Raw genomic sequence first — 13,679 nt, 5'->3', positions numbered from 1 at the left:
AGCATTTTTCGTTTGATCATTCGCATAAGGTAGGGCGGGACCGCCGGGCACGCCGCGTTTCCCTCATCACACAGTACGACTAACTAAACGAAAAACGATCTAGTTTACCGGCGCCACGCTGACGAACTGCAAACTCGACTTGGCAGGATCTCCCTCTACCAGAGAAACGCGAATCTTGCGCTTGCCCGGCTTCTTGAACTCGAGCTGCCCCATCGGAAAAGTATGGTACACGTGCGATGCGTTTTGCTGGTTCTGTATCCAGCTTCCCTCTTCGGTCTCTACCTTCCAAACCAAACGGCTATCGCCTTTGTAATTCAGCTCCACATGGTAGAAGCCAGCCTCCTGCACGTCTACGGTCCACTCCGCGAAGCCGCCTTCCTTCCAGTCGCTCACCTGGTAGGCATGCTTCCACTCCCCGAACTTTTCCATCCAACGAATCTCCTCCGCCTTGGCCTTGCTCACCTCAGCGAAGTCGGCCAAGAGGCGCGTCGCCACGTTGGGGTGGATACCATGGGTGGAGTCCACATCCAACTCCCCCCTCACCCGCAAGCGAATAACGCTCACCAGAGCATCGGGCTTTTCCAAGGGAACGCGAAGCTCCGTCCAAGCCCCTCTCCGCTTAACCTTAACCGGTACTTCCTTTCCGGATACAAGAACCTTCGCAGACTTAACCTCGTTCTTGAGTCCCGGCAACAGGAGGCGACCGTCCTGCGGCCAATCGAAAACGGCCAGATTCAAGGTATCGCCTTGCACCGTAACATCACCCCACGGCAAAGCGCGGCCCCAAGGCGAGGCATCCGCTGCGTATACGACTTCCGGATACCGTTGGATCCACTCCCCAGCTTCGCGCAAGTACTTGGCGGCCTGATCCGGCACGCGCCCCTTCCCATCCGGTCCGACGTTCAGCAAATAGGTGCCACCGCGAGCCACCGTGGAAATGAGCCGTCCGAGGATCTGCCGCCCATCCTTCCAATTTTGATCGTACCACGCATAGGACCAAGAGTCGTTCGTGGTATCGCAGGATTCCCATAGCCCCGCTACGTTCTTGGGCGGCACCGACATGTCGCCATTGCTCGCGTAGTCGCCCATGCCATGCCCCACTCGACTGCAAAGCAAGGCCTGCGGCTGCACCCGACGCACGTACTCGGCCAGCTGGGCCACGTGCTTCTTCGGCATCTTGCCGGGCGTATCGAACCAGATATAACTCAGCGGACCATAGTTCTCGCAGATCTCCTTCACCTGCGGAAAACACTTTTCCACGAAGTACTGGTCAAAGCTCGCGTCCGAACCATCCGCATTCTCGTTCGGCCCCCCATTTCCACCCGGATGCGTCCAATCCTGATTGTGCGAATAATAGAAGCCAAAGCCAAGACCGAGCTCCCGACACGCGTCCGCAAGCTCCTTCATCGGATCCCGGCCAAAGGGCGAGGCATCCACGATGTTAAAAGGATGCTCCGAATCGAACATCGCAAAGCCTTCGTGATGCTTGGAGGTAATGATAATCCACTTCATCCCGGCATCCTTTGCCAAGCGAGCGATCTCCATGGCGTCGAATTCGCTAGGGTTAAACTCCTTGGCGACCTCCATGTACTCCTGCGGCGGAATTCCCGCCACGCGCGGGTGCATGATCCACTCGCCGATCCCGTAATAAGTCTTGCCCTTCCACTCCCCCGCGAGGCTGGAATAAAGCCCCCAGTGAATGAACATCCCGTAGTTCCCATCGCGAAAAAGAGCGATCCGATCGCCATTCACGCCGAGGTCGACCGTGGAGGTATCGCCCCACATCTCGTCCATCGACGATTCCTTGGCAACCGAAGATGCAGCAAGCCCGAGACCGCAAGCGAGAGCGACCACAGCCGTTTTAGTGAACCGGGAAAACAAATATTTTTTCATTAAGAAGCAGTTAATTGGGTATAGATCGGGAGATTCTCCGCGCCATCCAGAATACGCGAACTGGCAGGGTCTTCCCATCCCCCAATCTCCCGATGGTATTTATACGTACCCCCCAAAAAAACAAGGGCCCCGCGCCATCCCACAAACACGGCAAACGAAGCCCCTACGAAGCTCGGTTTAAACGAACCTACTCATGCGTCCACTTGAGCAGCCAAGAGTCCGCCGTCTTCTCCTGTATAGCCCATAGCCTCCTAACGACCTTCGTAACGGACGAGAACAAAACCATGAGCTTTCGGAATCTGTATCTCCACCTTTCCCAAGTCGTCGCTTCTCCTGCTCAAAACGCGCCCCTCTCCTAACACGGTTTTAAACGTATAGCGGCGGTCCTTATCCAAGAAAGTCTCCAAGCTCCGCCAAGACTGCCCGTTCAGTTCACGGTAGACCAACAAGTATCCAGAATCCTCCGACAGGATAGACTGAAACCCGGTCCAGCAGGTTCCGCAAGGCTCCTCCCCTATCGGAAAGATCATTCCGCCGTGGAATGACTCCTGAAGCTCCTTGTACGATCGAATCAGCGGCTCCACCTCGAAACCTTGCTCCGGAAGTCCCGTTCCTTCGAACCAGGCCAACGGCTGAGCAGCCATCGTAAGGGCAAACGAGTAATCGAACGGAACATGCTGGGGAGCGAACAGATCCCGGTCGGAATAGTTCTCTCCATTCTTCCACTTGTTGAGAAATTCGATCTGCAAACGTTCCGCTGGCAGGTAGCGGCTCAAGGTCCAAAGGTTCCGCAAGGTTTGGTACGGGTAGTGAAGCTTCATCTCCTTCGTATAACGATTCTCCAAGAAGATATTACCTCCGTACTCATAGAGGTAGTGATACCCCCCGCGGGCGTCCGCAGTCGCATCTAGATTAAAGAAAACGCCATTGTCCGTCAGCTCCAAGGCCTTCGCTAGGAGATTTCTCAAATTCCGTTCGGACCGCTTGTTCGGAAGCTTTACCCCGTCGATTTTGAAGTAGCGAATGCCGTAGCGCTTGTGCAAGCCGGCGATGATCTCCGCATCCTGCTCCCAAGCCGCGAAGCTGTCCGCGCTGCTCGGAGCGAACCAGAGCCCGAGCTCCACCCCCTTCCCCTTGGCGTAGTCCACCACAGGCGCGAAACCATTGGGAAAGCGCTCCTCGTGCGGCTCCCAATCCTCCCGCCCCCACGCTCGCCACTTCTCTCCCCCAGCGCTGGCCGAGTTCTTCGACAAGCCCTGTTGCCATCCATCGTCGATCTGCAAAAGCGTGATGCCAAGCCTTGAACAGGCGTCCACCTCCTCCTTGACGAAGGCTTCTCCCACTCGAGCGTCCCGATTGCGGTCCCCCCAAGTGTTCATCATCACCATCTCCCCCATCTCCCTGTCGTGCGGACGGATGGCCCGCTGATACCGGCGCAAGGCTGCAAGCTGCTCGAGCTCCCCCGCTCCCGTCTCAATAAACACGATACTGTAGGCCTTGACCCAGCTGTCCGCCGCGAGGTCGTCGCTCACGAATCCGATTCCCACCGTATCCACTCCATACTTACTGGCGGCGAAGTCGTAGCCACGATGAGCGATCTGAGAGAACGAACACGGAGCCTCCTTCAGCAACAAATACGCAGTATCGTCCACGAGGTTCCGAGCGAACAGAAGATTGCCTCTCAGCAACGAGGGACGCCCGAAGCCAACCACGCTTCGCTCCTGGACAAGCGTGTTGTTGTCGTCCGTCCGATCGAAGAATTCAACCGCTCGATACTTCCAGTGCCGTTCCTCCGTCTCCAAACGGAAAAGCCGGGTCGACTCGTTGAGGTCGCCCAGAGAGGAACCGAGGTAATAGGCATCGCACGCCAGAGCCTCGCTCCCTTCATAAAACCTGAAAACCAACTTTTTAACGAATGCCTCCGATTGGAGTTCAAGCTCGACCCTCAAGTGTTCGCCAGCCAAGCGGCTTCCCGGCACCCGAGCGCTCCGCAACTCCCAAGCGCTCACCTCCCCCTCGGTCCCGTCATTGAAAAACTCAACAGCTTCGAAGCGCAGCTTTCCCTTCGATCCCGTTCTTTGCAAATCTGCCAGAAAGACTCTCCCCTGCCTCACCTCCAATCGATAGCGGACCAACCCATTCTCCACGGAGAAACCGGAACCTTCGATCCGCTCAAACTTCAGGTCAGAGCCAGCAGCCAACAATCGAGGGCTCTGGTGCGAAACCACCAGCAAGAGAACAACGAAACAAACGATTTTATTCATAGGGAATGAAGGGGCAGCAAACCAACCGCAGTCGGCATTCCCCAGCAGGATCGCCCACCACCCGCCCGACTTTCGAGCCAACGCTCAATGGCTAAACAAACAATCGCGTTCGCCCCCGATACGAGGCTCGCGAACTGCCATCAAATCGAACGCAGGTCGACACCTCGCCCCAGAACGAGCGCCGCGACGAGACATCGAAGATGACGGGACCACCCAGACACAAAAAAAAGGTTCATCGCCATTTTGCGGGAAGACGCTCTCGAGTGTAGGGCTGGCGCCATGGGAGGCGTAGCTCGGAGAGCGTAGACTGCTCGCGCCACGCCGCCATGCAGGATATAAGAGCAGGGATCTACGGCACGTCGAAAGCGCCCCTAGCAGTGGTGGCGGGTCCCGGTACCGAGGAGCGCAGCGATGACACTCGACGAGCGAAGCAAGGAGACATCGAAGATAACGGGACCATCCGGACACAAAAAATGCCTCCACAAAAGGAGGCGTTTTCAGCGGCGTTAACCGTTCTAGCAGTGGTGGCGGGTCCCGGAATCGAACCGGGGACACAAGGATTTTCAGTCCTCTGCTCTACCAACTGAGCTAACCCGCCGCTGCTAGAAAGATTCCGGACAATAGAAGCGGGGCTTAGTCCGTCAATGGGAAACTTCAACAAATGTAATATTTCTACTTAAGCCCTTTCTCACGAGAAACTTGCAGAAGTTTTTAGCCCTTAAAGAAAGCGATTTTCGCCTGATAACGCAGGAAAGGTCTATTCGAAGTTCGAGCCCCTTTCAGAGATCCGCTCCTGCACGGCGGAACAGGTGGAAGCGGTCCCCAGAAAACGCAAAATGGGAGGGACGACTGGCCCGTGCCTCTCCGTTCGGCATCCCGTCGTCCGCATCGCTGGAGCAGCTTCCTCCCGCCCTTGCAAGCGAACCTAGAACGAAGGCAAGCGACGCAGCCTGCGTCAAGCGTAGCGCCGAGCTTTAGCCGGCGACCGCGCTGCAGGATCCATTCTCTGCGGCCGCTGGCTAAAGCTCAGCGCTACCTCGCATGCGACATTCGAGCAGCGACAGGACACGAGCGAGAAAATCGCGAGGAAACAAGGTGCAATTCAATGCATTTAAACTTGTCATTTCCCACGACTGTAAGCCTACTGGACAGCATGTACCCCCTAGCCCTGAAAACCCGTTTTCTGCTATCCCTGCTCGCGGCTTCCTGCCTGCTCCCCTGGGCCGGCGCCAAGCCCTCGAGCGAGGCCAGCAGCGTCTCCATCAAGCGCCAGATCGAACCGCGCTACCCCGCCTGGGCCTACACGCACGGCATCAGCAGCGGCTACGCGAAGATCGCCTTCTACGTCGACGAGCACGGACAGGCTTCCGAGTTCCTCCCGATCGAGTACAGCTACGAGGCCTTCGCCAACGAGCTGATGGCGACCATCAAGAAATGGGATTTCGTGCCGGCTACGCAAAACGGCCAGCCGGTCAAAAGCGTTTGCCACGCCTACTGGGAATTCCTGCCCGACCGCGCCATCGAGACCAACGCCCTTTTCGATACCGCCAAGCGCATCGACGGCCACGGCAGCAAAGGCTTCCGCAGCCTCAAGTACCGCGAGGACGAGGAACTGGACAGCCGGATCGGCATGACCTCCTTCCCCGGGCTCGCCATCGCCCGCGACTCCGGCTTGCTCGACACCGATCGCCAAACCGTCAGAGCCCGCATCAACTTCTTCGTCGACCCGCAGGGACACGTGCTCCTCCCGCATATCGTGGACTCCAGCGACCCGCAGACCAACGAAAAGCTGGAGGCAGCCTTCAAGAACGCCTCCTTCTCCCTGCCAAGCTTCGAAGGCACTCCCGCCATCGCCCTCGTCGAACGCACCTACGACTTCCCAATCCTCTGGCTCGACAGCGAACCGCCGCAGAGCCTCTAAACCGAAAAGGGAAAGCGCTGCCGCCCTCGAGCATTTTTCGTTTGATCATTCGCATAAGGTAGGGCGGGACCGCCGGGCACGCCGCGTCTCCCAGGACGACTAACTAAACGAAAAACGCCCTAGTTAAGCGGAGTCGGCGCCCCTTCCACGTTCCAGACGCGACCGTTGGCCACCGTGAACAGCGAGCGACCGCGTAGGCCCTTCTCCCCCTTCATGGCGCTGTGGTAATGCGGATCCTCCAACTGCTTCGCCAAGGCCGCTTCGTCGACCGAGTATTCCGCCTCCGGATCGAAGATCGCCAGGTTCGCCATCGCCCCCTCCGCCATCGTTCCCACCTCGTAGGGAAAATCGAAAAACTGGGCCATGTGCTTGGCTGAGTTGATGGAGGCGAGCCGATCGATATCGTGCTGCGTGTATCCATACTTGTACACCAGCTCGCTGTAGAACTGCAGGCTATGCTCGATATTTCGCGTTCCTGGCGCCCCCGGCAATCCATCCTTGAACGCCTTCGAGGCCGGCGCATGCGGCGCGTGGTCCGTGCCGAAGAAGATCGCTGCGTCGCCGCCCCGTACCGCGTCCCGCGTGATTTCGATCAAGCTCAGCTGATCCTCGCGACTCGGATGAGCCGGGCGACGATAGTTGATCAACGCCACTTCGCGCTGCTGCGTGAGCAAACGCTCGCGACACCAGTAGACATAGTCCAAGCCCACTTCCGCCGGCAAGGCGTACGGCATCTCGCTGCGAGCGTCCAATATCTGCTGCAAGGCCGGCCCCGTAGGGATGTGGCGGGCCAGCAAGCTGCTCAACCCGGCCTCCTTGGCCAATGCCATGGTCTCCGCCTGGCAGGCCAGCACCGTATCGCCATTGAAGTACTCGTGGTGCAATAAAACCTCGTCCGGCTGTATCCGTTTTTTGAATTCCACGATCGTCTCGTCCTTGCGAGCCTGGTCGTTGTGGTAGGAGACCGCCTGGCCTCTCCAAAGCTCGAACATGTCGCGACGCGTCTGCCCCGTCAGACCGGAGCCTCCGAAAGTCGAACCAAAGTCCTTCCCTTCGTGCCCCGGGATCGCTGCCGCGCCCGGCTCCATGCGCGGCCACATTACGATAGGAAAGAGAGCCTGCTCCGTATAATGCTTCTGGATACGCTCATGGCGATAGGGCCCCACTGGCCCCCATGGAGTGTTGCCCATCGCCCCCACCGCGCAAACTCCCCCCTTCAGGGCCGCCAAGCAACCCGAGCGGATCGAGTACAGAGCGTTCGCCACCTCGATGCTAGCCACCAAGGCTTCGTAGTCCGCCCCCTGCGGCCCGTGCTCTTCCACCTCTTCCCGGGTCGGAATCGCCGTCTCCCGAAAGTGCACGTGCGGATCGAAACGGCCAAGGGCCACATGGGCCGAATCCGGCAAGACGATATCCGCGGCGCCCACGGCGCCCAATTCCAGCTTCAGCGGCTGCCCCGGAGCGCAAGTCACCACACCAGCGGCCAGCGTTCCATCGTCGAGATGGATGTTTTTCGAGGAGATACGGAGAGAAACGTTCGAGTCTGACACGGAAAACAGGCAATCCGAAGTGCCCGACGGAGCAAGCGCGGAGTGCGAAAGACCCAGCCCAGTTCCCGAAAAACGGTGAATTCCGACTTGCCAAGCGGCCGCGCAAAAGCACAAATAAGCAGCCTTGGACGCCGCTCTAGCTCAGTTGGTAGAGCAACTCATTCGTAATGAGTAGGTCGTCGGTTCGACTCCGATGAGCGGCTCCACTTCGTTTCGCCTTCTACGTCGTCGAACACGTTCGATGTCTCCTCGCTTCGCTCCTCGAGTGTCGTCACTTCGTTCCTCGGTACCGATGAGCGGCTCCAACCTTCGCCGAGGCTTCGGTTGGCATGCCACTTCATTTCGCCTTCCACGTCGTCGAACAAGTTCGATGTTTCGTCGCTTCGTTCCTCGAGTGTCGTCACTTCGTTTCGCCCCGTAGCGCGAAGCCTTCCCGTCCACCGGCGGGTCCGCAAACGCTTTAGCGAAGGCGGAAGCCCGTGACCGCTGCGCAAGATACCTTGACCCAAAACGCAGGCTAACGCTCCCTACTACGACACAGCCCTCCGCCATGCCCGACACCCGCTTCATCGCAGACCGAGAAATCCACCAGGAAGTCATCGTCGAAGCCATCGCCACCTGCAGCGAATTCCTCTGGATCGCCACCGCCGACATCAAGGACATGCATATCGCCCGCGGGCGGCGCTCCATCCCCTTCCTGCAACGCCTCTCCGAGCTGGTCGAGGAAGGCGTATCGATCCGGCTGATACACGCCAAGGAACCCGGCCCCGCCTTTCGCGCCGACTACGACCGCTTCCCCAACCTCATCGACGGCATGGAGATGATCCTCTGCCCTCGCGCCCATTTCAAGTCAGTCATCGTCGACGGCAGGATCGCCTACACCGGCAGCGCCAACCTCACCGGAGCCGGCCTCGGAGCCAAGAGCAAGGACCGACGAAACTTCGAGGGCGGCATCCTCTCCGACGACCCCGCGCTGGTGCGCCCCATCATGGCCCAGTTCGACCAGCTCTGGATCGGCGACCACTGCCCGAGCTGCCAGCGAAAAGCCCACTGCGTCACCTACCACGAGTTGATCGCCGACTGATCAATCGGTCTTCCCCAAGCGGACCCTCCCCCCCTTTCACCCGGGCCCCCTTAACCCTTTTCGCAGCAAGCAGGATCTAAGGGTAAAAAAAACGTATTCTTATCTCAGCAATCGCTAAGCGGCACCGATGGGATACGCATATGAAATCCTGCCCCGTTCGGCCTTCCGCTTCTACGAGCTCGCATCCCCTCCGCCGCTTCCTCCCCCTCTTCATCGTCCTTCTGGCATTCGACTGCTTGGCCCTCGGCAGGGAATTCGAATTCGGCGGATTCATCAGCACCGGCTACCTCAAGTCTTCCCACTACAACTACCTCGCTGACTCCGAAGAGGGCACCACCGCCTTCACCGAGATGGGATTGCACGGATCCTGGACGCCTAGGAAACGGACCACCGTAAACGGCGAAATCTTCGCCTTCGAGCTCGGCCCCTACGGCAACTACGAGCCCAAAATCGACTACCTCTTCCTCGACTACAACTTCAGCCACCAGTTCGGAATCCAGATCGGGCGCGTCAATCGAGAGTTCGGCTTGTACACGCACCTCAAGGACATCGACATCACCCGGGCCAGCATCCTTCTGCCGATGGGCACCTACGACCATCGCTACCGCTACAACAGCTCCGCGGTGGAAGGCGGCGCCGCCTACGGGACCTTCGGAATCCTCGAAGACACCTACCTCGACTACTTCGCCTACCTCGGCCGCTCGGAAGTTAACGAGGACGGAGGATTGGTCGGCTACGCCCTTACCAACCTTTCCCGCCATTCCGACGACCTCGCCATCTGCGCCGCGAATTCAAAAACAACCTTCGGCGGCCAATTGTGGCTAAACCCGAGCCTGGAGCGATTCAGGGTCGGACTCGGCTTCTCCCGCTTCCAGGACATCCACCTGGCAGCGGACGGGAACTTCAACCCCGACTTTCCTTCCCCCTTCCTTGCCGGACAGGGCTTTCTGCTGGAAGCCAACGACCTCAACGTATCCAACCTTCAACTCTCCGCCGAGTACGCCATCGGGAACTGGACCTTCGTCGGCGAGAAGCTCTGGACCGATACCGACTTCCAGTTCACCGCCCTCATCGGCTCCACCCTCAACCCACCTCAAGATCTCGTAAGCGACAGCCAGTCCTGGTACTTGAGCGTCGAAAGGCAGTTCGGCCCCTTCCAGACCACCCTCACCTATTCCGAGGAATCCAACAACTCAGCCCGGATCGTCCTTCCGGCTCCTCCCCGTACCAGCAAGGACTTGCAGCTGGCGCTACGCTACGACATCTACGACTTTTGGAGCATGAAAGCCGAAATCCACGACATCGAAGGGACGGGACGCCTCTTCAACCAATTCCAGCAAAACCCGGTACTGGACGAATCCGATTGGACCCTGCTCGCCCTGAAAAGCACCTTCTCTTACTAGCGGGAACCTCCCATGCGCCCCCAAGCGACAACTCCAACAAACCTGCGACGAGCCCTCGCCTTCCTCGTCGTCCTCGGCCTTAGCCTGTCCCTTTCCGCCAAAGCGTTCGTCAACGCCTCCAACCAGGAAGCCATCGACGAAGAGCGCCTGAAGCTAATACTCATCGGCAAGGAACGCTTCTGGCATTCGGGAACGGAAGTTGCCATCGCCCTGCTGAAGGACGACGCCCATTCTGCCGACACGCTCGCCCGCTACTCGGACATGACTCCCAGCAAGTTCCGCAACTACTGGCGCCGCATCGCCTTCAGCGGACGAGGAAAACTACCCCGCACCTTCAACACGCTCGAAGAGTTGCGCCGCTACGTTCGAGAAACGGAAGGGGCCCTCGGAATCGTGGCCGAAGACGACGCGATCGCCGGATTCAGGCTAATCCGCTTCGAGGCGCCTACCCTTTCCAAGAACGCCGCCCCTAGCTCCCGCTAGCTCCAGGCCAGCACGCCTGCTCCGCTCCTCGAACCACCCCGCCACGAGCACGCTTCTAGAAGCTCGCAACCGCCGCCAAAAGCCGCAGCCTCCTGCACCATGGTCGTCCTGGAGAGCATCGTCCCTGTCCTCATTCTCATCCTTTTCGGAGGAGCGCTCGCCCGCACGCGATTCTTCGGCGACAGCTTCTTCAAGGACCTCAATCGGCTAACCTACTTCTGGGGGCTGCCCAGCCTGCTCGTCTACAAGGTCGCCGAAATCGACCTGCGAAGCGAGGCAGGCCTAGGGCTGCTCTACACCATGCTGATCGTCATCGGCGCCTCCATCGCCCTCGCCTACGCCCTCGTCTTCATCCTCAAGGTACCCCGCGAATCCGTCGGCGCCTTCGTGCAAGGAAGCTACCGGGGAAACCTCGCCTTCGTCGGCTTTCCCGTCGTCTACTTCGCCCTCGGCCAAGAGGGACTCGACCTCGGCATGTTCACCAGCGGGATATGTATCCTAATCTACAATACATCGAGCGTGGCCATCCTCATCCTGCACTCCAAGGACCAAGGCACCGGCAGCCCCCTGCAAGCCATCTGGAAACACGGCCTGAGCAACCCCCTCATCCTCGCTTGCTGCCTAGGCTTCGCCCTCAACCTCGCCGACCTGGAAATCCCCGTCATGGCCCGCCGGGCCCTCGTAGCCGTCGGCCAGATCGCTCTCCCGCTCGCCCTCATCGGGCTGGGAGCCGGCCTCAAGCTCGACGAGCTCAAAGGCCGCCTCAGCTTCTCCATCGTCGCCTCCCTTATCAACGTCGCCTTCAGCCCCCTGCTCGGCTACTACGTCGGCCGCAGCCTCGGGCTCGACGCCGACAGCCTCAAGGTCGCTGTCATCTTCCTCGCCTGCCCCACCGCCGTCTTCTCCTACGTGCTCGCCGAGATGCTCGGCAACGACGCCGTCACCGCCCGCAACATCGTCATCCTCAGCACCCTGCTCTCGATCGCTTCCCTCGTCATCGCCATCGCGTTGGTTTAGGAGAAATATCAAATTCGCCACGAAAAAAAGCGAGTCCCTGAAGTAGGTAACTCGCTCGAAGGTTTGCTCTGCAGCCTTTTATCCGATTCGTCGCTTTAGAACAGCGAGGCCAGCGAGAGAAAGCATAAGAATCGCGGCAGTGCTTCCCGCATCTGGAACTGTATTGCCACCTGGATTCGTATTAATCACCGTACTGATCGCGCCCACCGCGTCGATGTCAGCCCCTACCGTGGAGCCAGTCGTTCCACCTTCATTTATGTCGTCAGTAAGACGCACAAAACGAAACTGGTCGCTCACCTTGAAGCCGAAAGCGTCGATATCGATGCTGCTGGTAGAGCCAAACACAGAACCGATTTCTGTCCATGCGACACCGTCCTTACTGATTGCTACAGCCGTATCTTCGACATCAGGTCCGATCTCAAAGATATGCAAATCGAAGATTCCGTCAGCGACTCCATCGAGGCTACTTCCCGTAAGGAAATTGTCGACGAATTCCAGAACGATGCGGCCGCCTGCTCCCAAGGAAACCGATCCGATCGGCGATACGTAATCCGGAATTCCCAAGGCTTCGTCAGGGTCCATGAAGTTCGGATCCGTCGGAACGTTTCCACCGCCGAAACTCGGATCGTAAGACACAACCGAATCCGCAAAAGAAATAGAGCCGCCTGGGAATTCTATTCCACCATACATAACCGCATGGGCACTCGTGCCGCAAAGCGTGGACAGGGCTAAAACTGAGACGATAGAGAGGTATTTAGATTTCATACTGACTTCGGGGTTAGAGGTTGTACTCAAAGATTTTTTTCAGCCCTAAAACGAGCATAGCGAATGCCAAAAAAACTTGAGCGAAGAGACCTAGAGGAACGATTCTTCGCTGCCCCTATATCCTGAGTCAAAATTCGTTCAATAACCTAACACTCTCAGAACACTTTACGAAAACGCCCATTCGAAACGTCCATCCAGTCGCTTCGCGATCAGGCCATTGAGCTCCATCGTCATCAGCAAAACGGAGACTTCGGAAACGTCCTTCCCAATTCGTTCGCCTACGTCTTCGAGCGCCAAAGCCTCGCCTCCCGCAAGCAACTTGGCAACGCGCCCCTCGTCGCCCTGCAACGGCGGCAAGCGCAACTCCGCTTCCAAACTCGACTCTCCCGTCTCCAGATCCGGGACCAGCTGCAAGTGAGCCAGCTCCTCCAACAGGTCGTCCACGCTGCGAAGCAAAACCGCTCCATCGCGAATCAACTGATGGCTGCCCTTGCTGGACTTCTGGTCGATGCGTCCCGGGATCGCGCAAACCACTCGCCCTTGCTCGCCCGCAAACCGAGCCGTAATCATCGAACCGCCCGCATCGTCGGACTCCACCACGATCACCGCGTGCGACATGCCGCTCACCACCCGATTCCGCATCGGAAAGGTTTGCCGATCCGCCCTTCGACCAAAGGGAAACTCCGAAACCACGGCGCCGTTCCGCTGGGCCTCTCGAAACAAGTCCACGTTCTCGGGCGGGTAAACGATATCGATGCCGCAACCGAACACGCAAACCGTGGAACCTCCCTCCACCTCCAAAGCGCCCTTATGGGCAAAGGTATCAATTCCCCGAGCCATCCCGCTCGTCACGCAAAACCCGAGCTGGGCGAGCTCCCTCGCAAAACTCCGAGCCACGCTTTGCCCGTAGAGCGTGCAGTGACGCGTGCCGACGATCGCGATCGACGGTTTCGAAAAGTCGTATTCGCCCAAGCGATACAAACCGATCGGCGGGTCTGATATCTCTTTCAGCAGCGGCGGATAGTCCTCGTCCTCGCAAGAAACGAAATCGACCCCACGCTGCTCCGCCTGAGCCATCTCGCGCCCCAAGTTAAAATGCCTCGACCAATCGAGAAGCACGTCGACGGCCTTGCGCTGCAGCCCCTTGATCGATTCTAGCTCCGGTCGGGAGGCATTGAGGGCGCGGCACGGGTCGCCGGCAAAGGCGGCTAGCAAACGATTGAGGGAAACAGGCCCAATCGCAGGCAGCCCGTTCAAGGCCCAAAAGGCCTGCTTACGGGAAAGTTGGAGTTCCATACC

At 58.6% G+C, this 13,679-nt stretch carries 10 protein-coding genes and 2 tRNA genes; 6 read left to right on the top strand and 6 right to left on the bottom strand.

Translation table 11 applies throughout. The annotated features are described in order from the left end of the window. Positions 1-99 precede the first annotated feature (99 nt). From QEH57_RS20605 to QEH57_RS20595, 3 genes are all read right to left on the bottom strand, one after another. Entirely contained in the window at positions 100-1,893 is a 1,794-nt protein-coding gene (locus tag QEH57_RS20605) for an alpha-L-fucosidase (protein WP_309008670.1), read from the bottom strand. Positions 1,894-2,144: 251 nt separating this feature from the next. Further along, entirely contained in the window at positions 2,145-4,157 is a 2,013-nt protein-coding gene (locus QEH57_RS20600) for an alpha-galactosidase (RefSeq protein ID WP_309008669.1), read from the bottom strand. 522 nt (positions 4,158-4,679) lie between these two features. After that, positions 4,680-4,755 (bottom strand) — tRNA-Phe (locus tag QEH57_RS20595). Positions 4,756-5,310: 555 nt separating this feature from the next. Here QEH57_RS20595 and QEH57_RS20590 point away from each other — a divergent pair. Further along, positions 5,311-6,078, top strand: a complete 768-nt coding sequence (locus QEH57_RS20590) for an energy transducer TonB (protein ID WP_309008668.1) — start codon at positions 5,311-5,313, stop codon at positions 6,076-6,078. 119 nt (positions 6,079-6,197) lie between these two features. Here QEH57_RS20590 and QEH57_RS20585 read toward each other — a convergent pair whose 3' ends face one another. Beyond that, positions 6,198-7,628: a hypothetical protein gene (locus tag QEH57_RS20585; RefSeq protein WP_309008667.1), complete on the bottom strand. Its 1,431-nt coding sequence runs from the start codon at positions 7,626-7,628 to the stop codon at positions 6,198-6,200. 130 nt (positions 7,629-7,758) lie between these two features. On the opposite strand from QEH57_RS20585, the gene QEH57_RS20580 reads away from it, so the two are divergent. From QEH57_RS20580 to QEH57_RS20560, 5 genes are all read left to right on the top strand, one after another. Further along, positions 7,759-7,834 (top strand) — tRNA-Thr (locus QEH57_RS20580). Between the two features lie 344 nt (positions 7,835-8,178). Next, positions 8,179-8,712, top strand: coding sequence for a phospholipase D family protein (locus tag QEH57_RS20575; protein WP_309008666.1), 534 nt, complete (start codon positions 8,179-8,181; stop codon positions 8,710-8,712). A gap of 140 nt (positions 8,713-8,852) precedes the next feature. Continuing rightward, positions 8,853-10,115 carry a hypothetical protein gene (locus tag QEH57_RS20570; RefSeq protein WP_309008665.1) on the top strand — a complete coding sequence of 421 codons (1,263 nt, stop codon included), beginning with the start codon at positions 8,853-8,855 and terminating at the stop codon, positions 10,113-10,115. Between the two features lie 12 nt (positions 10,116-10,127). Further along, on the top strand, positions 10,128-10,598 hold the full coding sequence (locus QEH57_RS20565) for a hypothetical protein (protein ID WP_309008663.1): 471 nt from the start codon (positions 10,128-10,130) through the stop codon (positions 10,596-10,598). 99 nt (positions 10,599-10,697) lie between these two features. Beyond that, a complete protein-coding gene (locus QEH57_RS20560; protein ID WP_309008662.1) occupies positions 10,698-11,615 on the top strand; it encodes an AEC family transporter in 918 nt (305 codons plus the stop codon). Between the two features lie 78 nt (positions 11,616-11,693). Here the strand turns inward: QEH57_RS20560 and QEH57_RS20555 are convergent, their stop codons facing one another. Both QEH57_RS20555 and dprA read right to left on the bottom strand, forming a co-directional pair. Continuing rightward, a complete protein-coding gene (locus QEH57_RS20555; RefSeq protein WP_309008661.1) occupies positions 11,694-12,380 on the bottom strand; it encodes a VPDSG-CTERM sorting domain-containing protein in 687 nt (228 codons plus the stop codon). 165 nt (positions 12,381-12,545) lie between these two features. Further along, a complete protein-coding gene (gene dprA, locus QEH57_RS20550) occupies positions 12,546-13,676 on the bottom strand; it encodes a DNA-processing protein DprA (protein ID WP_309008660.1) in 1,131 nt (376 codons plus the stop codon). Positions 13,677-13,679 lie beyond the last annotated feature (3 nt).

This window comes from Pelagicoccus sp. SDUM812005, from assembly GCF_031127875.1.
In the GTDB taxonomy this organism is placed as follows: domain Bacteria; phylum Verrucomicrobiota; class Verrucomicrobiia; order Opitutales; family Opitutaceae; genus Pelagicoccus.
This window is presented reverse-complemented; position numbering and strand designations above follow the sequence as displayed.